We start from the raw sequence: 26,117 nt of genomic DNA on the forward strand, positions 1-26,117 counted from the left end.
CAAACGCAACCGCGCTGCTATTCTTGCTGCTAAAGTAATTTTACACACAGGCAAACTTCGAACCGTAAGGCTGAGATGAGCCAGTCGCCCTACCCCACTGTCGCAGCCGGACCGCCGCGGCCGAGCCTGATCCTGAGGCCCGGACAGATCGCGTTGCCGCCGGGCATGGAGCGTTATACGATCCCGGGCAATGGTGCAGTGCTGATCGATGTCGAGGCCGGCGATACGATTACGGTGCGCAATGTCGAGGGCGGGCAGGCCTGCGAACTGCTGGCCTGGGACAAGTCAGGCGCGACCGACCCTTCCATCCTGGGCGAAAAATCCAACAGCAATGCAGCGGGGATCAAAGCGCTACTCGCAGAGGGCGATGACAGCCTCGCTTCCGTGCGCCGCGGACTCGAGCGCCGCCAGGTGCAACTCGACCAGCCCAAGGCGGTGCGCGTGTTCGGCGGCGCCACGCCGGCAGGCACCGAGCAGGCCTTCACCGTCGCGCGCGACGGCGCGATGCTGATGGCAGCACCCGGCGGGCCGATGCTGGTCGATGGCCACGACACGGCAACGCCGCTCACCGTCATCGTTCGCCGCGCCACGGTGCGCCTGAAATCAAAGTCGCAGCTGGCCGATCCGCTCGCCGATCCGGTGCTCGATCTTCGCGTCCATTCGGCAACGGCGGAATCCTATTTCGTCAAAGCCGGCGACTATCTGCAAATCATCGATGTCGATGGACGCCAGTGCACCGACTTCCAGTGTTTTTCGGCACGCAAGCTGGACAAGGGCCTCGACCACCCGCTCGACGTGACGACAACGCGCACGCTGATGGGCGCCAGCTATCCGATGCCCGGCCTGCATTCTAAATATTACGACCAAGACATGGAACCGCTGGTCGAGGTGGTGCAGGACACGTGCGGCCGGCACGACGCCTTCGCGCTGGCGTGTGCGGCCAAATATTATGACGACATCGGCTATCCCGGCCACACCAACTGCTCCGAGAATTTCAACCGCGCGCTGGCCGACAAAGGTGTCAATGCCCGCGCCGGCTGGATGGCGATCAACTTCTTCTTCAACACGGCGATCGATGCGCATGGCGTCATGGTGTCCGATGAACCGTGGTCGCGTGCCGGCGACTATGTGCTGCTCAGGGCGCTGACCGACATCGTCTGTGTTTCCTCCGCCTGCCCCGACGACACCACGCCAGCCAATGGCTGGGACCTCACCGACATCCATGTGCGAACCTATTCCGGCCAGCACAAATTCTCGCGAGCGATCGCCAGACGCATGACGCCCGATTCGGAACCGAAAATGACCCGCGAGACCGCCTTCCATTCATCGTTTGCCAAGCACACCCGCAACTTCGCCGAATACAGGGGCTATTGGCTGGCCAACGCCTTCGCCAAGGAAGGACCGATCGCCGAATACTGGGCCTGCCGGCAGGACGCGGTGATCATGGACCTGTCGCCGCTGCGCAAGTTCGAGGTCACCGGCCCGGATTCCGAAGCGCTGCTGCAATACACGCTGACCCGCGACGTCAAGAAGCTCGGTGTCGGCCAGGTCGTCTATTCCGCCATGTGCTACGAGCATGGCGGCATGATCGACGACGGCACGCTGCTGCGGCTCGGCAAGGACAATTTCCGCTGGGTCGGCGGCGATGATCTGTCCGGCGAATGGCTGCGCGAAACGGCGAAAAAGCTCGGCCTCAACGTGCTGGTGCGCTCATCGACCGACCAGATGCACAATGTCGCCGTGCAAGGGCCGAAGAGCCGCGACATCTTGCGCGAGGTGATCTGGACCTCGCCTCTGCAGCCCTCCATCGACGAACTCGAATGGTTCCGCTTTGCGGTCGCGCGCATCGGCGGCGGCAATGGCATTCCGGTCGTGGTGTCACGCACCGGCTACACCGGCGAACTCGGCTACGAGATCTGGTGCCACCCACGCGACGCCGAAAAAGTGTTCGACGCCATTTGGGAGGCCGGCCAGCCGCATGGGCTCAAGCCGATGGGGCTGCAAGCGCTCGACATGGTGCGTATCGAGGCCGGGCTGATCTTCGCCGGTTACGAGTTTTCCGACCAGACCGACCCGTTCGAGGCCGGCATCGGTTTCACGGTGCCGTTGAAGACCAAGACCTACGATTTCATCGGTCGCGAGGCGCTGATCCGGCGCAAGGAACACCCGCAGCACAAGCTCGTCGGCCTCGACATCGACAGCAATGTCGCGGTCGGCCACGGCGACTGCGTCCATGTCGGCCGCGCCCAAATCGGCGTCGTCACCTCGGGCATGCGCTCGCCGGTGCTGAACAAGAACATCGCGCTGGCGCGGCTCGACGTCACCCATGCCGCCATCGGCACGGAGGTCGAGATCGGCAAGCTCGATGGCCATGCCAAGCGGCTGCCGGCGCGGGTGGTGGCCTTCGCCCATTACGATCCGCAAAAGACCAAGCCGCGTTCCTGATAGCCCCTTCAGGGTCGGACAAAACTCCTTCGCCGGCTGTTGCCGGCGGCCCTCCGACCCATGTTTCCGCAAGCGTGATGTGCACGACATCACAAATCGCTTGACGTGAAAGCGCGCCGGATCAATCTTCACTGTTAAGAAAAAAATGCGACTGAGTGGAAACACCGGAGTCGTGACGGTCAGGTGCCGGGAACAAGCTTCGCGAGAGTCGAGGCATCGCCGGCGGGAACAGCGAAAAAGGGGAATTCACAGACATGAGCACCATAAGCACGGCCCTGGAGCAGCCTGCCGAAAGCAAGCTACACCGGAATATCGACTGGCGCGGCGCCTTCTGGGTGGCGAGCGGCGTTCCAGCGCTGGTCCTGTTTTCGATCGGCGGCATTGCCGGCACGACGGGAACGCTGGCCTTCGGGATCTGGATCGCCTCCATGATCATGGGCTTCCTACAATCCTTCACCTATGCCGAGATCGCCGGCCTGTTCCCGAACAAGTCCGGCGGCGCCTCGATCTACGGCGCCACCGCCTGGCTGCGTTATTCGAAATTCATCGCGCCGCTGTCGGTGTGGTGCAACTGGTTCGCCTGGTCGCCGGTGCTGTCGCTCGGCTGCTCGATCGCCGCCGCCTATATCCTCAATGCGCTGGCGCCGGTGCCGCTGTTCACCGAGGCGTCGCCGGATGTCGTCGCCTATATCGCGGCGCATGCCGGAACGGCGCCCGCCGACGCCATCGCCGCGGTGACCGCGGCGGCCACGCCGGCGATCCGCACCTGGACGCTGTTCAGCCACACGCTGGGTCCTGTCTCCTTCACCCTCAACGCAACCTTCTTCATCGGCGCTGTGCTGATGCTGATCATCTTCTCGATCCAGCATCGCGGCATTCTCGGCACCGCCAATGTGCAGAAGTACATCGGCCTGCTGGTCATCATCCCGATGCTGATCGTCGGTGTCGTGCCGATCGTCACCGGCCAGATCAACTGGGCGAATTTTTCGCCGCTGGTGCCGCTCGCCGCCGCCTACGCGCCGGAGCCTGGCTCGTGGAACATTGCCGGCTGGACGCTGGTTCTCGGCGGTATGTTCATCGCCGCATGGTCGACCTACGGCTTCGAGACCGCGGTCTGCTACACCTCCGAGTTCAAGAACCCGGGCACCGACACCTTCAAGGCCATCTTCTATTCCGGCCTGCTCTGCATGCTGCTGTTCATCCTGGTGCCCTTCACCTTCCAGGGTGTGCTTGGCCTCAACGGCATGCTCGCGACGCCGATCGTCGACGGCTCGGGCGTCGCCGATGCACTGGCCGGCATGGTCGGCGGCGGCGCGCTCATCCACAGCCTGCTGGTGATGCTGATGATCCTGGCGCTGGTGCTGTGCATCATGACGGCGATGGCAGGATCCTCGCGCACGCTCTACCAGGGTTCGGTCGACGGCTGGCTGCCGCGCTATCTCAGCCACGTCAACGAACACGGCGCACCGACCCGCGCCATGTGGACGGATCTCGTCTTCAACCTGATCGTGCTGGCCATCGCCTCCGCCGACGCGACGAGCTTCTTCTTCATCCTCGCCGTGTCGAACTGCGGCTACATCATCTTCAACTTCCTCAACCTCAATGCCGGCTGGATTCACCGCATCGACAACGGCCACATCAACCGGCCGTGGAAGGCGCCGAGTTGGCTGCTCGGGATTGGAGCCATCTTCGCCTATGTCAATGCGATCTTCATGGGCGCCGGCGCCAAGGTGTGGAACCCGATGGCGCTGTGGGCCGGCCTGATCACCGCGGCCCTGATCATCCCGGTGTTCTGCTACCGGCATTATGTCCAGGACAAGGGCAAGTTCCCCGACCACATGCTGGCCGACCTCGGCATGACGGGAGCCGACCTCTCGGTCAAGAAAGCCGGCATGCTGCCCTATCTGACGCTGGTCGCCGGCGTGGTGGTGATGCTGCTCGCCAACTGGTACTTCGTCATCTGACACCGCCAACGAATGAAAACGGGCGCGCTTCGGCGCGCCCGTTTCTTTTGCACAATCTCTGATCTGAAGGGACTCAGCCGGCCTTGCGGATGGCCGCTTCGGAGCCTTCGAAGAACCGGTTCGGCGGCCGCTTCAGACCGAGATTCTCGCGCAAGGTCGTGCCCTCATATTCGCGCCGAAAGAGGCCTCGCCGCTGCAGCTCGGGCACCACCTTTTCGGCAAAGTCGTCCAATCCGGCGGGAAGGTAGGGGAACATGACGTTGAAGCCGTCGGATCCCTCGGCAAGCAACCATTCCTCCATCGCGTCGGCGATAGTTTTGGGCGTGCCGACAAAGGCAAGGCCGGAATAGCCGCCGAGCCGCTGCGCCAGTTGGCGAACGGTCAAATTCTCCCTTCGCGCCAGTTCGATGACGCGCTCGCGGCCGCTCTTCGAGGCGTTGGTCTCGGGGATTTCAGGCAAGGGCGCGTCGGGGTCGAAGCCCGATGCGTCATGGCCGAGCGCGATCGACAGCGAGGCGATGCCGCTCTCGTAGTAGACCAGGCTGTCGAGCTTCGCCCGCTTGGCCTGCGCTTCTTCGACACTGTCGCCGACGATGACGAAGGCGCCGGGCAGGATCTTGATGTCGTCGCGCGAACGACCGAGTTTTTGCGCACGCCCTTTCACATCGGCAAAGAAGCGCTGCCCCGCGGCAAGATCGCCATGGGCGGCGAAAATCACCTCCGCCGTTTCGGCGGCCAGTTGCCGCCCAGCCTCCGACGCGCCGGCCTGGACAATGACCGGCCAGCCCTGCACCGGACGCGCAATGTTGAGCGGGCCACGCACCGAGAGGTGCTCGCCCTTGTGGTCAAGCACATGCAGTTTGGCGGGGTCGAAGTAGAGCCCGCTTTCGGCGTCGCGGATGAAGGCGTCGTCGGCAAAGCTGTCCCACAGGCCGGTAACGACATCGTAGAACTCCCGCGCGTTGTGATAGCGCTCGTCATGCTCGACATGTTCGTCGAGGCCGAAGTTCAGCGCCGCATCGGGGTTGGACGTGGTGACGATGTTCCAGCCGGCGCGACCGCCGCTGATGTGGTCGAGCGAGGCGAAGCGGCGCGCAATGTGATAGGGCGCGTCGAAGGTGGTCGATGCCGTGGCAACCAGGCCGATATGGTCGGTGACGGCGGCGAGCGCCGACAGCAGCGTGAACGGCTCGAACGAGGTCACCGTGTGGCTGCGCCGCAGTGCCTCGATCGGCATGTTGAGCACGGCCAGATGGTCGGCCATGAAGAAGGCATCGAACTTGGCCGCCTCCAGCGTCTGCGCGAAGCGCTTCAGATGGGCGAAGTTGAAGTTGGCGTCGGGATAGGCGCCGGGGTAGCGCCAGGCGCCGGTGTGAAGACTGACCGGACGCATGAAGGCGCCGAGCCGCAATTGCTTGTTGTCTGCCATGGGGTGATCACCTGAGGTGGACGAGCTCTACCTTTGTTGGAGCATGATCTTTTCCAAAAACCGGTACCCACTTTTTGGGATCATGCTACCGCTCCGATAAATCGCCAAGATCGGACGGCTTTGCCGTCGTGGAAAGGAATTCTGTTTTGCGAAACCCGCGTCGCGGAGCATTTTCGTGTGGGCCGCCGTTCAATCTATTTTGATGAACACGCCCTTGGTGTTGAGATATTCGCCGAGATGCTCGGCGCCGCCCTCGCGGCCGTAGCCGCTCATCTTGTAGCCGCCGAACGGCACCGCCGGATCGATGGCGTGATAGGTGTTGACCCAGACCGAGCCGGCACGGATTTTTCGCGACAGCTGATGCGCGGTGGCGACGTTCTGGGTGAACACCCCGGCGGCAAGGCCGTAGGGCGTGTTGTTGGCGCGCTCGACGGCCTCGTCCAGCGTGTCGAAAGGCAGCGCCGAAATCACCGGCCCGAAGATTTCCTCACGCGCGATCTTCATGTCGTCGGAGACGCCGGCAAAGACGGTCGGCGCGACGAAATTGCCGGCGGCGAGCGCGCCCTTCGTGAGGCGGGTGCCACCGGTGACCAGCCTCGCGCCCTCGGCGGCGCCGGCTTCGAGGTAGCCCGTCACCCGTTCGAGCTGCCGCGCCGAGACCAGCGGACCGATCTCGGTTGCCGGGTCGATGCCGTCGCCGATTCGCAGGCTCTCAGCGTAAGCGGCGAGTCGCGCGACGAACTCGTCATGGATGGAGCGCTCGACGAACAGGCGCGAGCCGGCAATGCAGATCTGGCCGGAATTGGCGAACACCGACATCGCCGCCACCGGTACCGCCTTGTCGAGATCGGCATCGGCACAGACGATGACCGGCGACTTGCCGCCGAGCTCTAGTGAGACGCGCTTCAGATTGCCGGCTGACGCCCGCACGATCGACTGGCCGGTCGCGGTCGAGCCGGTGAAGACGATCTTGTCGACGCCCATATGTTCGGCAAGTGGGGCACCCGCCTCGGCGCCGGTGCCGGTGACGATGTTGACGACGCCTGGCGGAACGCCGGCTTCACTCATGATGTCGGCAATCAAGAGCGGCGTCAGCGGCGCCTCTTCCGACGGCTTCAGCACGATGGTGCAGCCGGTGGCGAGCGCCGGGCCGATCTTCCAGATCGATGCCGCGGTCGGCGCGTTCCACGGGATGATGGCGCCGACGACACCGACCGGCTCCTTGCGGGTGAAGGAGACGATTTCGCCCGGCAGCGAATTGTTGATGGTCTCGCCATGCAGAGCCGTCGCCATGCCGGCGTAGTAGCGCAACATGCCGATGACGCGGTTGCGGTTGGCGCGGGTGCGCACGATCGGCATGCCCATGTCGGTGGTGTCGGAGCGGCTGATCTCTTCCCAGTGCTTTTCGAACAGGTCGGCTATTTTCAGCAGCAGCACCTGCCGCTCATAGGGCTTGAACCGGCTCCACGGTCCTTCGAAGGCTTTTCGCGCCGCGGCCACGGCCAATTCTATGTCCTGACGGTCGCCGCGCGACACCGTGGCGATCACCGCGCCGGTCGCCGGGTTGCGGGTCTCCATGGTCTGGCCCGAGCGGGCATCGACCCAGGCGCCATCGATGAACATCTGCCGATGGCGTCCGTCGATCGGCAGGCGCAGGGCGATCGAGGTCTGGGCCAGGGTCATGATCATCCTCCACGCGGAAGGTGGGGCACCATGGCCGCCGGAACGCCACAACGCCGCACGTCAAACGTACGGCGTTGTAGCATTTTTCCAAGGCCGCATCCTATGCGCCAGCGGGGATCACTCGGCTGCCAGGGCGAGTTGCGGCTGTTCATTGTCCTGCACCGCCTCGCCTGCCGGCTCCTTGGCCTTCTTCGGCTCGCGGCCGAAGAACAGCGCATAGCCTGCCGGCAGCACCAGGATGGTGAGCACTGTGGCGACCAGGATGCCACCCATCATGGCGTAGGCGAGCGGGCCCCAGAACACGGCACGCGAGATCGGGATCAGCGCCAGCACCGCCGTCATCGCCGTCAGCACGATCGGCCGGAAACGGCGCACGGCCGAGCCGATAATGGCCTCCGATCGGTCCATGCCCCTCGCTATGTCCTGGTCGATCTGATCGACCAGGATGATCGAGTTGCGCATGATGATGCCGAGCAGCGCGATGACGCCGAGGATGGCGACGAAGCCGAACGGTGCACCGCTGATCAGCAGCGCTGCCGCCGCGCCGATGATGCCGAGCGGACCGGTGGCCAGCACCAGCATCGCCTTGCCGAAATGCTGTAGCTGGATCATCAACAGCACGACGATGATGGCCAGCATGACCGGCGCCTTGGCGGCGATCGAGGCCTGGCTTTCGGCGGAATCCTCCGCACCGCCCTGGATCTCGATCTTGTAGCCGGGCGCCAGGCCGGCGCGCATGCCCTGCATGTCATTGTAGAGCTTGGTGACGACATCGTTCGACTGCACGCCGTCCGGCAGCGTCGCGCGCACCGAGATGGTCGGCAGACGGTCGCGCCGCCATTCGACGCCCTGCTCGAGCACCGGCACCACTTTGGCCACCTGCGACAGCGGCACGAAGCCGCCGAAATCGGTAGGGATATAGACCGAGTCGACCGACGACAGCAGGTTGCGGCTGGCGTCCGGTTCGCGGGCGACGATGGACACCGTCTCCTCGCCGTCGCGGAAGTCATCCAGCGGCGCACCGGACATCGATGCCTGCAGCATCTGGCGGATGCGCTGCGAGGTGACGCCGAGCGCCCGGGCGCGGTCCTGGTCGATGACCAGCTTCATGGCCGGCACCGGCTCCAGCCAGTCGTCATGAACGGCGCCGAGCAGCGGATTTTCGGCGAATTTCGCCTTCACCTGATCGGCGATGCGGCGCACTTCCTGGCGGTCCGGACCCATGACGCGCATCTGCACCGGCCAGCCGGTCGGCGGTCCGAGGAACAGGCGATCGACCTTGGAACGGATCGAGGGGAAATCCTGCGCCAGGATGGAGCGCAGCTTGACGATCAGCCGCTCGCGGGCCGGCTCGTCATTGGCCATCACCAGAAGCTGGGCGAAGTTCGGATTGCGCAGCTGCTGGTCGAGCGGCAGGAAGAAGCGCGGTGCGCCCTCGCCGATATAGGTTGCGATGAAGCGCTTGTCGGTGTCGCCCATCATCTTGGCTTCGAGCGCCTTGGCCTGCGTCTCGACCTCCTTGATCGAGGTGCCTTCCGGCAGCCAGAGGTCGACGAGGATTTCCGGGCGCGACGATTGCGGGAAGAAATTCTGCGGGATGAATTGAAACGCCCACAGGCTGGTGGCAAAGGTCATTAGCGTCATCACCAGCACGATGATGCGGTGGCGCACGGCCCAGCCGACGGTGCCGCGAAGCCGCCGGTAGAAGCGGGTGTCGAAGGCATCGTGATGGTTGCCGGCATGCTTGCGCTGCTTGAGGATCATGTAGCCGAGCCACGGCGTGAAATAGACCGCGACGAACCACGACACGACTAGCGCGATGCCGACGACATAGAACAGCGTGCGCACATATTCGCCGGCCGTCGAGGCGGCGAAGCCGACCGGGATGAAGCCGGCGGTGGTGATCAGCGTGCCGGTCAGCATCGGGAAGGCTGTCGAGGAATAGGCGAAGCTCGCCGCCTCGATCTTGACCAGCCCCTCCTCCAGCTTGCGCTCCATCATCTCGACGACGATCATGGCGTCGTCGACGAGCAGGCCGAGCGCGATGATCAGCGCGCCGAGCGAAATGCGCTGCAAGTCGATGCCGAGCTCGTACATGATGGCAAAGGTCGCGGCCAGCACCAGCGGAATGGCGATGGCGATGACCAGGCCGGAGCGCCAGCCGATCGACAGCAGCGAGACAGCCAGCACGATCAGCAGCGCCTCGCCGAGCGCCTCCATGAATTCCTTCACCGCATCGCGCACGACTTCCGGCTGGTCGGAGATCTGGTCGACAGAAACGCCATAGGGCAGCGCCTCTTCGAAACGCTTGTAGGTCGCTTCGACATTCGTGCCGACATCGGTGACGTTGAAGCCCTTGGCCATGACGACGCCGACCTGGACGCTTTCGTGGCCGTTGAAGCGGTACTTGCGCTGATAGGGATCCTCTAGGCCGGAGGACACGGTGGCGATGTCGCCGAGACGCGTCACCTGGCCGCCGGCGCGCAGGCGCAATTCCCTGATGTCGGCGGCCTTGGTGACATCGCCCTCAACCGAGATGCGCACCGAGCGCAGGCCGGTGTCGACCGAGCCCGCCGGATCGACATTGTTCTGGCCCTTGATGGCGTTTTGCAAATCGGTGAGCGTCAGGCCGCGTTCGGCCAGCGCCTTGGACGAGATGTCGATATAGATCTTCTCCGGCTGGTCGCCGATGATGACGGCCTTCTCGACGCCCGGCGTCGTCAACAGCATGTCGCGCGCCTGGATGGCGAACTTCTTCAGCTCGGGGTAGCTGTAGCCGTCGCCGCTGATCGAATGCAGCGTGATGAAGGTGTCGCCGAACTCGTCGTTGAAATAGGGGCCGAGCAGGCCCTGCGGCAGGTCGCCAGAGATGTCGCCGACCTTCTTGCGCACCTGGTAGAACGCGTCCTTCACCTCCTCGGCATTGGTGTCGCCCTTGATCTGGACGGTGATGATGGCGCTGCCGGCGCGGGTGTAGGAGCGGACGAAATCGAGATGCGGCGTTTCCTGCAGCTTGCGCTCGATCTTGTTGACGACCTGGTCTTCCATCTCCTGGATCGAGGACCCCGGCCAGATCGCCTGGACGACCATGACGCGGAACGTGAAATCGGGGTCTTCCTTCTGGCCCATGCGCATCAGGCCGAGCCCGCCGGCAATGATGATCAGACCGAAGAGGAAGCGCGCGATCGACGGATGGCCGATGGCCCAGCGCGAAAGATTGAAAGGCCGCTTTTCACTGTCGTTGGTGGTGGTCATCGGCGTCAGTCCAATTCGTTGATCGTACGGCATGCGCTTGGCATGCCATGGGGATTTCCGATGCTGGCTTCCGGGCGGCGAGGCTTTCCGAGCGGAGAGACTCTCATCGCGGTGGGACGCGTGGATCGATGCGGGGGAACTCGACCTTGGCGTCTCAACCATCGGGCACTCGCCGCCCGGAAACCTTGAATTGCTTGCCCAGCCCTTTCGCCGAAGCGACGATCAAGCCGGCTTCATGCGTCTGCCTTCAGCGCAGGGCCTTTGCCGCATCGCCTTCCGCGGAGGCTGCCTGCACCGCGTCGCCGGTCAGCTTGACCTTGAGATTCTCGGTCATGAACTGCGTGCCGGCGGCAACGACGACATCCCCCGGCTTGAGCCCGTCGGCGACACTGACGCCGTCGGCGGTAAACTCCGCAACCTTGACCGGGCGCTCGTGCACCGTCTCGCCGGCGCGGTCGACGGTCCAGACAATCTTGCGACCATCCTTCTCCGCCAATGCGCTGAGCGGGATCGATACCATCTCCTGCTTCTTGGCCACCGAAGCCTCGATGTTTGCGGTCATGCCGAGCAGCACGCGCGGATCGTCGGGCAGCGAGACACGGACGGCAAAGGTGCGCGACTGCTGGTCGGCGCTGCCGGCCACTTCGCGAACCTTGCCGGAGAGCTTCAGCGCATCGTCGGACCAGAAGCTGGCCGTGACATCCTTGCCTGGCTTGAAGGCGGCGATGTCCATTTCAGGAACCGCGATCAGCACTTCCTTTTCGCCATCGACCGCAACCGTCATGACCGGCGTTCCGGCGCCGACCACCTGGCCGACATCGGCGGAGACCGCAGTCACGATGCCATTCTCGCTCGCCTTGAGATCGGTGTAGACGACCTGGTTCTGCGCCTGTGAAAGGGTCGAACGGGCGGCATCGCGCGTCGCCACCGCCTGGTTGTAGCTAAGCGTCGCCTGCTCGAGCTGCGACTTCGAGGTGAAGTTCTTGGCAAAAAGCTGCTCGGCGCGCTTGCGGGACAGATCGACGGTCTCGACCTGGCGCTCGGCGGCGTCAAGGCTGGCCTTGGCGCTTTTGACCGACAGCTCATAGTCAGTGGGATCTATGCGGGCGAGCACATCGCCCGTGGTCACGTGCTGACCGATGTCGACCAGGCGCTCAGTGACTTTGCCCGAGATGCGAAAGCCGAGATTCATTTCGGTGCGGGCGCGCACCGAACCGGAATAGGCGAGTTCGCGGCTGTTTTCGGCCTGGCCGATCTCGACCACCTTGACCGGACGGATGATGTCCTGGACCTCGGTCTTTTCCTGGCTGCAGGCGGCGAGCCCGAGCGTGGCGACGATCAGGCCGGCAACCGGCAGCTTGCGGATGATGGAACTGGACAAAGACACTTTCGTACTCCCGACTGGAGATGAACGGTCGACACCGGCGCCCGGCGGGCGGCGGCTATTTCAGGGCCTTGATCGCGTAATCAATTAGGTCGTCGGGCATCGCCCGATTGGTCTTGGCAAGGCACTGCGCCACCATTTGCGGGTGGCACAAAATGACAGTGGCGGCGCCGAAGCAGCGCGATGCGATGACCGGATCCTGTTCTCTGAACTCTCCGGCCTCGATGCCTTCGCGGATCACCTCGGCAAACAGGTCGTGGATGCTGTCGATATGCTTGTCGATGACACCCCAGTCGCGCTCGAGCGCGACGATGACCATCTCGTGGACCTTCTGGTCGTCGAGCATGACCTCCATCGTCATCTTGTACTGCGCATGCACGTAGCGACGCAGCCGCTCCTCGGCGCTGATCGGCAGGCGGCATATCGCGTAGGCCATATTGTAGCTGGCAAGCAGCATGCGGCCGCAGACGGCCTGGTGGATTTCGACCTTGGAGGCGAAGAACCGGTAGATATTGGCAGGCGACATGCCGAGTTCGCGGGCGATATCGGCAACATTGGTCTTGCCGTAACCATAGTGGCGGAAGAGGCGCTCGGCGCAGTCGAGAATGCGCGTGACATTCTCCTGGCGGGCGGCGTCGACCATGATGCTGGCGGCTTCGGACATGGCTCTCTGTCAGTTAACGAGTGACGAATTTCAATTTTCGTCAGTCGTAAATCCAAATGATCGCGCTGTCAATGCGGATTCGACGTACGTGTATAATTGGTGACAGATGGTGACATGGGTTGCGGAGGCGCTGACGCCGGAGGTAGGCGAATGACGCCCGTCCCGTCGTCATCCTAGGGCGAAGCAAGGAGCGAAGCGACGCGGCGCAGACCCAAGGATCCATGCCGCGACGTCTGCCAAAAAGTGATGCGGATCAAGACATTACGCTGATCAACGAGCAGGAGTCATTCTCGACCGTGGGGGTACGGCCGCAAGGTCACAGCATGGATCCTAGGGTTTCCGCAACGTCGCTTCGCGACTGCTCCACCCTAGGATGACGAGGTCGCAAAGGCCCGCGGCAAATTGTCGAGACGATAGCAAGAGTGGCGATGCGGCCTAAGCCACCTTCGCCATCTCGCGCAGCCGGAACTTCTGGATCTTCCCCGTCGACGTCTTCGGGATCTCGGCAAAAATCACCGCCTTCGGCACCTTGAAGCGGGCGAGCAGCGCGCGGCAGTGGTCGATGATCTCGGCCTCGCTCGCCGCCTTGCCCGGCTTAAGCTCGACATAGGCGACCGGCACTTCGCCCCATTTGTCGTCGGCCCTGGCGACGACGCCGCAGGACGCTACGGACGGGTGCTTGTAGAGCGCGTCCTCGACCTCGATAGAGGAAATGTTCTCGCCGCCGGAGATGATGATGTCCTTGGAGCGGTCCTTGAGCTGGATGTAGCCGTCCGGGTGCATGACGCCGAGATCGCCGGAATGGAACCAGCCGCCGGCGAAGGCCTCGTCCGTTGCCTTCCTGTTCTTGAGATAGCCCTTCATGACGATGTTGCCGCGGAACATGACCTCGCCGATGGTCTCGCCATCGGCCGGCGTCTCCTGCATCGTTTCGGGATCCATCACCGTCAGGCCTTCGAGTGCGGCGTAGCGCACGCCTTGCCTGGCCTTCTTCTGCGCCTTCGATCCCTTGTCCAGCTCGTCCCAGGCGCCGTGCCATTCGTTGACCACCGCTGGGCCGTAGGTCTCGGTCAGGCCATAGAGGTGGGTGACGGCAAAGCCGGCATCGGCCATGCCCGACAGCACCGCTTCCGGCGGCGGAGCGGCGGCGGTGTTGAAGGTGACCGTCTGCCGGAAATGGCGCTTGTCCTCGTCCCTGGCGTTGATCAGCACCGACATGACTACCGGCGCACCGCAAAGATGGGTGACGCCGTGATCTGCAATGGCATCGTAGATTGGCTTCGGCCGCACCCAGCGCAGGCAGACATGGGTGCCGGCCTGGACGGCCAGCGTCCACGGAAAGCACCAGCCGTTGCAGTGGAACATCGGCAGCGTCCAGAGATAGACGGCGTGCTTGGCCATGCCAGCATGGATGGTGTTGGTGTAGGCCATCAGGGCAGCGCCGCGGTGATGGTAGACGACGCCCTTGGGATTGCCCGTGGTACCCGAGGTGTAGTTGAGCGAGATGGCGTCCCATTCATCGTCGGGCATCGACCAGGCATAGTCCGCATCGCCGCCGGCGACGAAATCCTCATAGTCGAGCGCGCCGATGCGCTCGCCCTTGGGATAGGGCGCGTCGGCGGCATAGTCGGCATCGTCATAGTCGATGACCAGTGGCTTGACCTTGGCCAGCGCCAGCGCCTGTTTGACGACGGCGGCAAATTCGCGGTCGACGATCAGCACCTTGGTCTCGGCGTGGTCGAGCTGGAAGGCGATGACGGCGGCGTCGAGGCGGGTGTTGAGCGAATGCAGCACCGCCTTGGTCATCGGCACGCCGAAATGCGCCTCCAGCATCGGCGGCGTGTTGGACAGCATCACCGTGACCGTATCGCCCTTGCCGATGCCGCGCTTCGACAGCGCCGAGGCGAGCTTCAGCGAGCGCCGCCAGAAGTCGCGATAGGTGATGCGCTGACTGCCATGGATGATGGCGACTTGGTCGGGATAGGTCCTCGCCGCCCGCTCCAGATAGGTGAGCGGCGTCAGCGGCTGGTGGTTAGCAGCGTTCTTGCCGAGATCCTGATCGTAGGGATTGCCCATCCCGTTCTCCCCGAATTTTCTTTTGTTGAGAACTTCTAACCGCAGGTTCCGGCCACGTCACCATCAGCGATTCCCGACTCGGCACATTTGGCGCAATGATTGTCCAGATTCGCCGGGCAAAAAGGCATCGTGTACCCACGCCAGTTTGACTTTTGTCGAGAGCCGTGAATAATGTCAGCCGAGGAGACGGCATGACGATCCGACCGGCAGAACAGCTTATCCACAAGGCCGCGTGGCTCTATTATGCCCATGGCTTGCGCCAGGACCAGGTCGCAAGCCAGCTTAACATTTCCCGCGCCTCCGTCGCCATGTATCTGCGCAAGGCGCGCGAGACCGGCATCGTCAACATTTCGACCTCGACGCAGCTGTTCACCGACGACGTGCTGGCGCGCCAGCTCGAGGATGCGTTGGGGCTCGACGCCGTCTGGATCGCACCGGAGAACGACTACGTCCTCGATCCGTCGACAGACATTGCGGTGCTGGCGGCAAGCGTCTTCCTGGAGCTGGTGAAGAAAGGCTACCGCATTGGCGTCGCCTGGGGCCGCACGGTCTACACCATCGCCGATATCATGTCCTATGCCGACCTGCAGGACGTCACCGTGGTGCAGCTCTGCGGCAATCTCGGCGCGCCCTACTCCTACCGTCCCGACCAGTGCACGATGGAAATCGCGCGCCGGCTCAACGCCAAGGGGCTGAATTTCTACGCGCCGCTTGTGCTGACCACGGAAGCGCTGGCGCATGGGCTGCGCGCCGAACCGGTGATCCGCGAACAATTGTCGGGGATCAGCGATTGCGACCTCGCGCTCTATTCGGTCGGCACCGTCGATGCCGACAGCCATGTCGTCAAATGCGGCGCGCTCAGCGCCGGCGAGATGACCCTGTTGCGCGAGGCCGGAGCCGCCGGCGTTATCGCCGGCCAGATCATCGACGCCTCGGGCAAGGCGCTCGACTGCAGCTACAACCGGCGCGTTATCTCGGCCTCGCTGTCGTCACTGCGGCAGATCGAAAAGCGCTTGATGGTGGTGCAGGAAGACAGCAAGTTCGAACCGCTGATCGCCGCACTCGCCGGCGGGCTCTGCACGCATCTCGTCGTCGGCGCCAGCATGGCGCGGCGGCTGCTCGACCATGCCGGAGCCAGTGCGGGGGCAAAAAAAGCTTCCTGACAAACGAAATCCCTGCAGCCGGCGCATTGTCATCAAGGCGTCGCGGCATTCCTGTTCACACCAACACAACAAACACAGCAAAGCGGACGAAGCGACATGAAGAACCTTTGGAATGATGGCGACGCGGAAAGACTGGTTGCCGACTATGCGAAAAAGGGCGTTGCCCGCGAACTCGCGCTGCGCGTCTACACGACCCGGCTGCTCGGCGGCGAGCCACGGCTGGTGCTGCATGGCGGCGGCAACACGTCGTGCAAGACCAAGGCGATCGACCTCGTCGGCGATGAATGGGATGTGCTGTGCGTCAAGGGCAGCGGCTGGGACATGGGCGTCATCGAGCCGCAAGGCCTGCCGGCGGTGAAGATGGGCGCATTGCTGAAAGCGCGCGCGCTGGCCAGCCTCGCCGACGAAGACATGGTGGCGCTGCAGCGGGCGAACCTGATCGACCCCGCCTCGCCCAACCCGTCGGTCGAGACGCTGCTGCACGCCTTCCTGCCGCACAAATTCGTCGATCACACGCATTCGACCGCGATCCTCGCCATCGTCGACCAGGCGGACAGCAAGCCGCTGATTAGAACCGTGTTCGGCGACAGGATGGGCTACGTGCCCTACATCAAGCCAGGCTTTGACCTCGCCAAGGTGGCGGCCGATGTCTACGACGCCGATCCTGATGTCGAAGGCCTGATCCTCGACAAGCATGGCATCTTCACCTTCGGCGACGATGCCAGGCAGGCCTATGACCGCATGATCCACTATGTGAACGTGGCCGAAGACTATGTCGCCAAGAACGGCAAGCCGCAGCCTGCGAAGGCCGCGCTGCCGGCCAAGCTCGCGACGCCCGCAGCAATCGCCCCGACACTACGCGGCGCGGTGGCGGTATCGCGCGGCGAAGGCCGCTTCGACCGCATGATCAGCGATTTCCGCACCTCGGATGCCATTGTCGATTTCATCAATTCGGCCGGGATCGCCGACTATGCCGCGCGCGGCGTGTCGACCCCCGACCTATCGATCCGCATCAAGACCGGGCCTATGGCCGTGCCGGCGCCGGACGCCGACAAGGCTGGCGACTACAAGACCGTCATCAAGAGCCATGTCGACGCCTTCGCCAGCGACTACCGCGCCTATTTCGAGACCAATGATGCGCTTGACGATGTCAAGCGCACCATGCTCGATCCGATGCCACGGCTGACGCTGGTGCCGGGCCTCGGCATGTTCGGTCATGGCCGGACGCTGAAGGACGCGAAGATCGCGTCCGATGTCGGTGAGATGTGGATCGAGGCCGTGCGTGGTGCCGAGGCCGTCGGCAGTTTCCATCCGCTGTCCAAGGCCGATCTGTTCCCGCTCGAATACTGGTCGCTGGAACAGGCCAAGCTTGCCTCCAACAAGCCGAAGCCGCTGACCGGCCAGGTGGTGCTGATCACCGGCGGCGCCGGCGCGATCGGTGCTGCGACAGCAAAACTGTTCGCCGCCAATGGCGCGCACGCCGTGGTTGTCGATCTCGATGCGGCCAAGGCGGCCGAGGCTGCAAAGGCGGCCGGCAATAATTCAATCGGCGTCGGCGCCGACATCACCAATCCCGCCGAGTTGCGCGCCGCCTTCGACAAGGCGGTCGCTGTCTACGGCGGCGTCGACATCCTGGTCTCCAATGCAGGTGCAGCCTGGGAAGGCCGCATCGGCGAACTCGACGACGCGCTGCTGCGCAAGAGTTTTGAGCTCAATTTCTTCGCCCACCAGTCGGCGGCGCAGAACGCGGTGCGCATCATGCTGGAACAGAGCACCGGCGGCGTGCTGTTGTTCAACACCTCCAAGCAGGCGGTCAATCCCGGCCCGAAATTCGGTGCCTATGGCGTGCCGAAAGCGGCGACGCTGTTCCTGTCCCGGCAGTATGCGCTCGACTACGGCGCGTACGGCATCCGCTCCAACGCCGTCAATGCCGACCGCATCCGCTCCGGCCTGTTGACCGACGCCATGATTGCCAGCCGCTCCGGCGCGCGCGGCGTGTCGGAGAAGGAATACATGTCCGGCAATCTGCTCGGGCAGGAAGTGACGGCCGAAGACGTGGCGCAGGCCTTCCTCCACCACGCCCTGGCCGAGCGCACCACCGCCGATGTGACCACGGTCGACGGCGGCAACATCGCGGCGGCGCTGCGCTGAGCGTAGTACTGGAGCGGTTCATCGTTTCACCAAAACGAGGAACCGCTCCACCTCCGGTCTTGGGCGAACTCCAGGCGGAAAACGCTTTCGCACGTCGTGCTGAAAAACTGCTCGAACCGGTCAAAATCCCACTCCAATCCTCCGTCTATTGCTCGACCAGTTTTAGGGAGCGCCTTGTGTTTCGCATGCGAGCTCCAGCCCTGATTATTGGTGGAGTTATCGATGGCAGCGAAAAGACTTCGTATCGGCGTGCTCTTCGGCGGGCGCTCCGCCGAGCATGAGGTTTCGCTGCTTTCGGCAACCAACGTCATGGCCGCGCTGGATCCGGCGAAATACGATGCCATTCCGATCTTCGTCACCCGCGAAGGGCAATGGCTGCTGAGCCACTTCAAAGACGGCGTGCTGGCGACACCGTCTGACGGCACGCAGCTTTGCCTGGTGCCCGGCGGACATGGGCGGATGCTGGCAATCCCCGCCAAGGGCGCGCCCCATGACCTGCCCGCCATCGACATCCTGTTTCCGGTGCTGCACGGCCTGCATGGCGAGGACGGCGCGGTGCAAGGGCTGGCCGAGGTGGCGCGCGTGCCGCTCACCGGCTGCGGCATATTGGGGTCCGCCACTGCACTCGACAAGGACATCGCCAAGCGGCTGCTGAAGGCGGCCGGTGTGCCCGTCGCGCGCTCGGTGACGATCGAGGAGGGTGCGGCGCCTTCGCTGGCCGTGCTGGAAGACCAGCTTGGCCTGCCGATTTTCATCAAGCCGGCGCGGCAGGGCTCGTCGGTCGGCGTCGCCAAGGTCAATGGCAGCCAGGAATTCGAGCGGGCGCTCGCCGAGGCCTTCCAGCACGATCGCAAGCTTTTGGCGGAGGAATTCATTCGCGGCCGCGAGATCGAATACAGCGTGCTGGAGAGCCCGGCAGGCGAACTCTTCGTCTCACGCCCAGGCGAGATCGTGCCCGCGGAAAGCCACGGCTTCTACAACTACAACGCCAAATACATAGACGAGAATGGCGCAGCCTTGATGGTGCCCGCCGAGCTGGCGCCGGAGGTCGAGGCAGCCATGCGCGCCATGGCGGCAAAAGCTTTCCGAGCCGTCGGTTGCGATGCGATGGCACGCGTCGACTTTTTCCTGATGCCGGACATGACGTTCGTGATCAACGAGCTCAACACCATCCCTGGCTTCACCGACATCAGCATGTACGCCAAGGCGATGGCGGCAAGCGGCGTCAGCTATCCGGAGGTCATCGACCGGCTGGTGGCGCATGGGTTGGCGCGCGCGGGGCGGTCGGGCTGAAGGTCGGCTTTAACTGCTTGCCTGAGTTTTCGTGCTTGCTGGGTTGTGCCTGTTTTTCGGCGAGTGCGCGTTTCATGAGCGCCTTCCCCCACTCGTCGCCGCTTCGCGGCGCCACCTCTCCCCCCTCCGGAGGGAGAGGAAGGCGCCAGCTGGAATAAGGTCGCGCCTTTCCTCTCCCCCGTCGATCGGGGGAGAGGTGTCGAGCGAAGCTCGACGGAGTGGGGGTCGACGGCTCCCCTTTCGCTTTTATCAGACCTTACTTCGCGTTCGGGTTTGGCATCCAGGCCGGCATGGCGACATCGGCATGGGCGAACTGCGGCAGCTTGGCCGACAGGTCTTCCATGTTCTTGATGTCCTTGTCGATCAGGTCTTTCTGGGTGATCAGCGTCGGCGGCACGATGACGTTGTGGCCGGGATCTTCACCGGCGAGCAGCTGTGCCAGCGCGCGCACCGAGACCTGGCCGACGACGGCCGGGTTGGTGGCGGCGGTGGCGGCCCAGGCGCTGTCGGTCTCGCGCATGGCAGCGATGTCGGAGGTCGAAATGTCGGCCGAATAGATCTTGATCTTGTTGTTCAGCCCGGCCTCGTCGACAGCGATCTTCACGCCCTTGGCGAACTCGTCATAGGGCGCGAACATCACGTTGATGTCGGGATGCGCCTGCAGCACCGAGCGCGCCTGGTTGGCGACGGAGTTGGCGATCGGGTTGTCGAGCGTGCCGAACATCGCGACTTCCTTGATGCCGGCATACTTCTTCTTCACATCGACCCAGGTCTCGTTGCGGCGGTCGAGCGGCGCGATGCCGGCGACATAGACATAGCCGGCATTCCAGCTTTCGCCATTGTCCTTGACCGCCTGCTCGAGCGCGAGGCGCGCAAGGTCTTTGTCCGACTGTTCGATCTGCGGGATCTTCGGGTTTTCGACATTGACGTCGAAGGCGACGACCTTGATGCCGGCGTCGACCGCGCGCTGAGCGGCGTCCTTCATCGATTCCGTCAGGCCGTGCTGGATGATGATGCCCTGCACGCCAAGCGCGATGGCCTGGTCGACCATGTCGGATTGAAGAGCGGCATCCTGGCGGCTGTCGAGCACGCGCAAATCGATGCCGAGCGCCTTGGACTGCGACTCGACACCCGAGAGATAGGCCTGGAAGAAATCGCCGGTCGAGAGATAGCGCACCAGCGCGATCTTGACGCCCGGCTTGTCGAACGGCGCCGGCTTGTCGGCGGCAAAGGCCGGGACCTGCATCAGCATTGTTGCGCCGGCCAGCCCGAGCGCGACCTTCCCCAGAAGTCGTCTTGTGATGTTCACGTTTTTCCTCCGTTTGTTGAACTTACAAAATCCTGTTCCGGCCAAAACTATCTCCGACCCCTGCCTGACAGGGCGAAGGTGAAGACAAGGGCGACGACCAGAACCACGCCCTTGACGAAATCCTGCGTGTAGTAAGGCGCGTTCATCATCGTCAGGCCTTGCAGCAGGATGCCGACGAACAGCGCGCCGATGGCGGTGCCGAAGGCGTTCGGCTTTGCGGCGCCAAGCACCGCGTAGCCGATCAGCGCCGCGGCAACCGCATCGAGCAGCAGATTATTACCCGAGGCGATGTCGCCGCGTCCAAGCCGGGCAGCGAGCAAAATCCCGCCGATCGAGGCAAAAACTCCTGAAATGACATACGCCCAGATTTTGTATGCCTTGACAGGCGCACCGGCGAGTTCGGCCGCGCGCTCATTGGAGCCAACGGCATACATCATGCGGCCGAAGCGGGTGTATTCGAGGAAGAACCAGATCAGCACGGCAAGCACGATGAGCACGACCACCGAGACCGGAATGAGGTTCGGAATGAAGAAGTCGAAGCGGTGGCGGCCAAGCGCCAGGAAAGCGTCGGCGAATTTGCCGTTGGCGACCGAACCGTCGGGCATGGTCATTCCCGTGGCGATCGAGCGTCCCTCCGTCGGGATGCGCTGCAGGCCGACGAGCAGGAACATCATGCCGAGCGTCGCCAGGAGATCGGGCACACGCATATAGACGATCAGCCAGCCATTGATCAGGCCGACAATGGCGCCGATGAGCAGGCAGACGACGACCGCGACGACGACATTCTGCTCCAGCACGACCATGACATAGGCCGCCGCCATCATGGCCGACGTCGCGACCGAACCGATCGACAGGTCGAAGCCGCCGACGACCAGCGTGGCGGTGACGCCGAGCGCCAGTACGCCGGTGATGGCGACCGACTGGAAGATGAAGACAGCGCTTTGCGGCGAGACGAACCCATCGGCGGCGATGGCGAAATACGCGATCAGCCCGAACAGAAGCACGATGAATCCATAGCGGATGGCGTAGTCGCGCAGCGTCATTCAGCGCCCGCCATTTCCAAAGAACTCAAACCCATGCGCTCCATTCCAATTCTCTTTGCTCAAGCCGCGCTGTGCAGCGGCCCGCCGGCGACTTCGGCCAGCAGGCGGTCGAGATCGACATCGGCATTGTGGTGTTCTCCGACAATGGTCTGTTCGGACATCACCAGGATACGATCCGCCGTCTCCAGCGCTTCGTCGAGTTCGGTGACGAACAGAAGCGTGGCGCGGCCATTGGCGCTTGCCCTCAGCTTGGCGGCGATGTCGCGCCGAGCCGAGATATCGACACCCTGGAATGGCTCGTCGAGGATGAACAGTGTCGCTGACTGCGCCATCCAGCGCGCAACCATCACCTTCTGCTGGTTGCCGCCCGACAGCGTCGTCATCTCGTCCCTCTCGGAGCGGCAGACAATGCCGAGATCCTCTATCTGGCGGCGGGCCGTCGAGCGCTCGAGGACGCGCTTGAGAACCCCAAAGCGCGACATGCGCTTGTGGAAGGGAAGGCTGATGTTTTCCTGGATGTTGAAACCGCCAACGATGCCGTTTTCGCCGCGGTCCTTGGCGACGAGGAACACGCCGGCGGCGATGGCTTCGCCCGTCGACGCGGGCGCGTAGGGTTTGCCACTCAAAGTCATCGTGCCGGAGAGCGGCTTGCGCAGGCCGAACAGCGTCTCGGCCAGTGCAGTCTTGCCGACGCCGACGAGACCGGTGACGGCAACAACCTCGCCATCGCCGAGCGTCAGCGAGATCGACCGGGCGCCTGGGGCGATGCGCAGTGCATCGATGGTCAGGACCGGCTTGGCTGAAGTCCTCGCTTCGATCTGGTCGAGATGGATCTTGCGGCCGAGCATGGCGTTGACGGCGCCTTCGTAATCGAGCGGTTTGCTGTCGAAGACACCGGAGATGACACCGTCGCGCATCGACACGATGCGATCGGCAAGCCGCCTGATGTCGGACATGCGATGCGAGATGTAGAGGATGGCCACGCCCTGTTCGCGCAGCCGGTCGAGCAGCGCAAACAGCCTGTCGGCCTCGGCGCTGGACAGCGACGAGGTCGGTTCGTCGAGGATCAGCACTTTCGGCTGATGCGCCATGGCGCGCGCTATCGCCACCATCTGGCGGTCGGCCAGCGACAGATCGCTGATGCGTGCCTTGAGGTCGATGGCGAGCCCCATGCGCTCGGCCACTGCGCTGGCCTCACGGCGCACGCGGCCGGGATTGAAGAGCAGCGGCGCGCCTTTGCCGCTCAACCGGTCGAGCGTCAGATTGGTGGCGACATCAAGATCGGCGACGACGCCGTCATTAATGTTCTGGTGCACAGTGACGACGCCGGCGCGGATCGCTTCGGCCGGCGTGTTCGGCGCAAAGCTGGCGCCAGCGAGGTGCATGGTGCCGCCGGCATGGTCGTAAACGCCGCTGATGATCTTCACGAGGGTGGATTTGCCGGCGCCATTGGCGCCCATCAGCACGGTGATCTCATCGGCATGCAATTCGAGCGAGACGCCGCCAAGCACCTCGATATGGCCGAAGGACTTCCTCAGGCCGTCCACGCGGAACACGGCATCATTGCCCATTCGTTCCTCCCTGACGATGACGCTATGGGCTATGTCATCAATTGTCAACTCGATTGACAATTGCCAGACAGCTTCCTAGCTTGGCCCCGCCGCCATCGCTCCTCTATGATCGGAGCGACCAAGCGCGAGGGTGAGGAATGACTGGGAAATTGCCGTTCGAAGCACTGTCGGTGGAGACGCTTGCAACGCGCCTCAGCACGAACGAAGCGCTCTGCGCGAAAATCGGCAAAGACACGAGCGCGTGGAAGGTGCGAGAGGTCGGCGACGGCAATCTGAACCTCGTCTTCATCGTCGAGGGCGCCTCGGGCGCGGCCGTGGTCAAGCAGGCCCTGCCCTATGTACGCCTGGTCGGCGACAGCTGGCCGCTGCCGCTGAAGCGTTCCTTTTTCGAATATCACGCACTGACGAGGCAAGAGGCGCGCGCGCCGGGTTCGGTGCCCGCGATCTTCCATTTCGACGAGGCCCAGGCGCTGATCATCATGGAATATCTCGCGCCGCCGCACATCATCCTGCGCCGCGCCCTGATTGACGGCCGCCAGCTGCCCAACATCGCCCGCGACATCGGCCTGTTCATGGCCCGCACCTTGTTCCGCGGCTCCGATTTTTCGATGCCGACCAAGGACCGCAAGGCCGATCTGGCGCTGTTCGCCGACAATGTCGAACTCTGCGGCATCACCGAGGATCTGGTGTTTTCCGACCCCTATTTCGACGCCAAGCTGAACCGGCACACCTCGCCGCAGCTGGACGGCCTGGTGGCCGAGCTGCGCGCCGACCGCGACCTCAAGGTCGAGGCGCAGCGGCTGAAGCATATCTTCGCCGCCAATGCCGAAACGCTGCTGCATGGCGACCTGCATTCCGGCTCGATCATGGTCACCGACACCGAGACGCGGATGATCGATCCGGAGTTCGCCTTCTACGGTCCGATGGCTTTCGACGTCGGCATGCTGCTCGCCAATTTCTGGATGTCGTTCTTCTCGCAGCGCGGCCACGAACAGAATGGCAAGCGCGACGCAATGCGCGCCTATCTGCTCGGGGTGACGAACGAGACATGGGCGGTGTTCCGCGCCGAGTTCTCGGCTTTGTGGCGCACAGAGCGCACCGGCATGCTCTACCAGAAGAGCCTGTTTGAGGATCAGGGCGACATCCTTGCCTCGGAGCAAGCGCTCGACCATGTGCTGCACCAGATCTGGACCGATCTGCTCGGCTTTGCCGGCATAGAGGTGCACCGCCGCATTCTAGGTCTTGCCCACAATGCCGATTTCGAGACCATCGAGGACGAAGATCTGCGCTCCTCCTGTGAGGCCAAGGCGCTGAAATTCGGCCGCCACCTCGCCGTCAACCGGCGCCAGATTTACAGCATGGACGAGGTCAACAATCTCGCCGCGCTGATCGAACGGGAGAGCAGGATTTGAACGTTGGCGAGCGCCACTACCGCACCATCTGGCTGAGCGACGACAAGCGTTCGGTCGAGATCATCGACCAGCGCTGGCTGCCGCATGAATTCCGCGTCGAGACACTCGGAACGGTTGAAGGTGTGGCCACGGCGATCCGCGACATGTGGGTGCGCGGCGCGCCGCTGATCGGCGTCACCGCGGCCTATGGCGTTGCCATCCAGATGGCGAACGATCCGTCGGACGCCGCACTCGACACGGTGTGGGAGACGCTCAACAAGACCCGGCCGACCGCGATCAATCTGCGCTGGGCGCTGGATGAGATGCGGCGCTCCCTCAGGCCGATCGCACCCGAGCAACGCGCCGAAGCCGCCTACAAACGCGCCGCCGAAATCGCCGACGAAGATGTGAGTTTAAACCGCGCCATCGGCGAGAATGGTCTGAAAATCATCAAGGAGATCGCCGCGCGCAAGAAGCCTGGCGAGCCGGTCAACATCCTCACCCATTGCAATGCCGGCTGGCTGGCGACCGTCGACTACGGCACGGCGACGTCGCCGATCTATCTCGCCGTCGAGGCCGGCATTCCGGTCCATGTCTATGTCGACGAGACGCGGCCGCGCAACCAGGGCGCCCAGCTCACTGCCTGGGAGATGGCCGGCCATGGCGTGCCGCACACGCTGATCGTCGACAATGCCGGCGGCCATCTGATGCAGCATGGCGAAGTCGACATGGTGATCGTCGGCACCGACCGCACGACGGCCAATGGCGATGTCTGCAACAAGATCGGCACGTACCTCAAGGCGCTCGCCGCCGCCGACAATGACGTGCCCTTCTACGTCGCCCTGCCCTCGCCCACCATCGACTGGACGGTGGCCGACGGGCTGGCGGAGATCCCGATCGAGGAACGTTCGGGTGATGAGGTGTCGCTGGTCTGGGGCAAGACGGCGGATGGCAAGATCACGCAGGTGCGGGTTTCGCCCGAAGCGACGCCGGCGGCCAACCCGGCGTTCGACGTGACGCCGGCACGGCTGGTGACGGGGCTGATCACCGAGCGCGGGGTGGCGAAGGCCTCGCGTGAGGGGTTGAAGGCGATGTTTCCGGAACGGGGGTGAAGCCCCCGACACTTCGTCATCCTCGGGCTTGACCCGAGGATCCATGCCGTGACGTCTACCACAAGCGCAACTGTGCAGAATTCTGCAATCGTTGCAACGCCTTAGCCTCACGGCATGGATCCTAGTGTCTGCGCGCGTCGCTTCGCTCCTTGCTCCGCCCTAGGATGACGACCGAAATGTCGTC

16 protein-coding genes are annotated in these 26,117 nt (G+C 63.7%); 7 read left to right on the plus strand and 9 right to left on the minus strand.

Going from position 1 to position 26,117, the window contains the following annotated elements:
* Positions 1 to 75: 75 nt before the first annotated feature.
* Positions 76 to 2,445 (plus strand): DUF1989 domain-containing protein, encoded by a 2,370-nt coding sequence (locus tag AC1D1B_RS11020; protein WP_477331961.1) that lies wholly within the window; start codon positions 76 to 78, stop codon positions 2,443 to 2,445.
* A 254-nt stretch (positions 2,446 to 2,699) separates the two neighbouring features.
* A complete protein-coding gene (locus tag AC1D1B_RS11025) occupies positions 2,700 to 4,409 on the plus strand; it encodes an APC family permease (RefSeq protein ID WP_477331963.1) in 1,710 nt (569 codons plus the stop codon).
* 73 nt (positions 4,410 to 4,482) lie between these two features.
* On the opposite strand, the gene AC1D1B_RS11030 is transcribed toward AC1D1B_RS11025, so the two are convergent.
* The 6 genes from AC1D1B_RS11030 to AC1D1B_RS11055 form a co-directional block, all read right to left on the minus strand.
* On the minus strand, positions 4,483 to 5,838 hold the full coding sequence (locus tag AC1D1B_RS11030) for an LLM class flavin-dependent oxidoreductase (protein ID WP_477331964.1): 1,356 nt from the start codon (positions 5,836 to 5,838) through the stop codon (positions 4,483 to 4,485).
* A gap of 189 nt (positions 5,839 to 6,027) precedes the next feature.
* Positions 6,028 to 7,521, minus strand: coding sequence for an aldehyde dehydrogenase family protein (locus tag AC1D1B_RS11035; protein ID WP_477331966.1), 1,494 nt, complete (start codon positions 7,519 to 7,521; stop codon positions 6,028 to 6,030).
* A gap of 117 nt (positions 7,522 to 7,638) precedes the next feature.
* Positions 7,639 to 10,776, minus strand: a complete 3,138-nt coding sequence (locus tag AC1D1B_RS11040; protein WP_477331968.1) for an efflux RND transporter permease subunit — start codon at positions 10,774 to 10,776, stop codon at positions 7,639 to 7,641.
* Between the two features lie 247 nt (positions 10,777 to 11,023).
* Positions 11,024 to 12,163: an efflux RND transporter periplasmic adaptor subunit gene (locus AC1D1B_RS11045; RefSeq protein ID WP_477331970.1), complete on the minus strand. Its 1,140-nt coding sequence runs from the start codon at positions 12,161 to 12,163 to the stop codon at positions 11,024 to 11,026.
* Positions 12,164 to 12,218: 55 nt separating this feature from the next.
* Positions 12,219 to 12,824, minus strand: coding sequence for a TetR/AcrR family transcriptional regulator (locus AC1D1B_RS11050; RefSeq protein ID WP_477331972.1), 606 nt, complete (start codon positions 12,822 to 12,824; stop codon positions 12,219 to 12,221).
* Positions 12,825 to 13,259: 435 nt separating this feature from the next.
* Positions 13,260 to 14,900, minus strand: coding sequence for an acyl-CoA synthetase (locus tag AC1D1B_RS11055; protein ID WP_477331974.1), 1,641 nt, complete (start codon positions 14,898 to 14,900; stop codon positions 13,260 to 13,262).
* Positions 14,901 to 15,091: 191 nt separating this feature from the next.
* On the opposite strand from AC1D1B_RS11055, the gene AC1D1B_RS11060 reads away from it, so the two are divergent.
* The 3 genes from AC1D1B_RS11060 (at position 15,092) to AC1D1B_RS11070 (ending at position 19,507) form a co-directional block, all read left to right on the plus strand.
* A complete protein-coding gene (locus AC1D1B_RS11060; RefSeq protein WP_477331976.1) occupies positions 15,092 to 16,063 on the plus strand; it encodes a sugar-binding transcriptional regulator in 972 nt (323 codons plus the stop codon).
* A 96-nt stretch (positions 16,064 to 16,159) separates the two neighbouring features.
* On the plus strand, positions 16,160 to 18,214 hold the full coding sequence (locus AC1D1B_RS11065) for a bifunctional aldolase/short-chain dehydrogenase (RefSeq protein ID WP_477331978.1): 2,055 nt from the start codon (positions 16,160 to 16,162) through the stop codon (positions 18,212 to 18,214).
* Positions 18,215 to 18,436: 222 nt separating this feature from the next.
* A complete protein-coding gene (locus AC1D1B_RS11070; RefSeq protein WP_477331980.1) occupies positions 18,437 to 19,507 on the plus strand; it encodes a D-alanine--D-alanine ligase family protein in 1,071 nt (356 codons plus the stop codon).
* Positions 19,508 to 19,763: 256 nt separating this feature from the next.
* Here the strand turns inward: AC1D1B_RS11070 and AC1D1B_RS11075 are convergent, their stop codons facing one another.
* The 3 genes from AC1D1B_RS11075 to AC1D1B_RS11085 are packed head-to-tail and all read right to left on the minus strand — an operon-like array spanning position 19,764 to position 23,430.
* Positions 19,764 to 20,816 carry a substrate-binding domain-containing protein gene (locus AC1D1B_RS11075; protein ID WP_477331982.1) on the minus strand — a complete coding sequence of 351 codons (1,053 nt, stop codon included), beginning with the start codon at positions 20,814 to 20,816 and terminating at the stop codon, positions 19,764 to 19,766.
* 47 nt (positions 20,817 to 20,863) lie between these two features.
* Positions 20,864 to 21,859 (minus strand): ABC transporter permease, encoded by a 996-nt coding sequence (locus tag AC1D1B_RS11080; RefSeq protein ID WP_477331984.1) that lies wholly within the window; start codon positions 21,857 to 21,859, stop codon positions 20,864 to 20,866.
* 59 nt (positions 21,860 to 21,918) lie between these two features.
* Complete coding sequence (locus tag AC1D1B_RS11085) at positions 21,919 to 23,430, minus strand: sugar ABC transporter ATP-binding protein (protein ID WP_477331986.1); 1,512 nt, start codon at positions 23,428 to 23,430, stop codon at positions 21,919 to 21,921.
* A 137-nt stretch (positions 23,431 to 23,567) separates the two neighbouring features.
* On the opposite strand from AC1D1B_RS11085, the gene mtnK reads away from it, so the two are divergent.
* Together mtnK and mtnA are read left to right on the plus strand one after the other, a co-directional pair.
* Positions 23,568 to 24,842 carry an S-methyl-5-thioribose kinase gene (gene mtnK / locus AC1D1B_RS11090; RefSeq protein ID WP_477331987.1) on the plus strand — a complete coding sequence of 425 codons (1,275 nt, stop codon included), beginning with the start codon at positions 23,568 to 23,570 and terminating at the stop codon, positions 24,840 to 24,842.
* Positions 24,839 to 25,933, plus strand: a complete 1,095-nt coding sequence (mtnA, locus tag AC1D1B_RS11095) for an S-methyl-5-thioribose-1-phosphate isomerase (RefSeq protein WP_477331989.1) — start codon at positions 24,839 to 24,841, stop codon at positions 25,931 to 25,933. The genes mtnK and mtnA overlap by 4 nt, the downstream gene beginning before the upstream one ends.
* Positions 25,934 to 26,117: the final 184 nt, after the last annotated feature.

The sequence above is a fragment of the Mesorhizobium sp. P2_C5_2 genome (assembly GCF_056404535.1).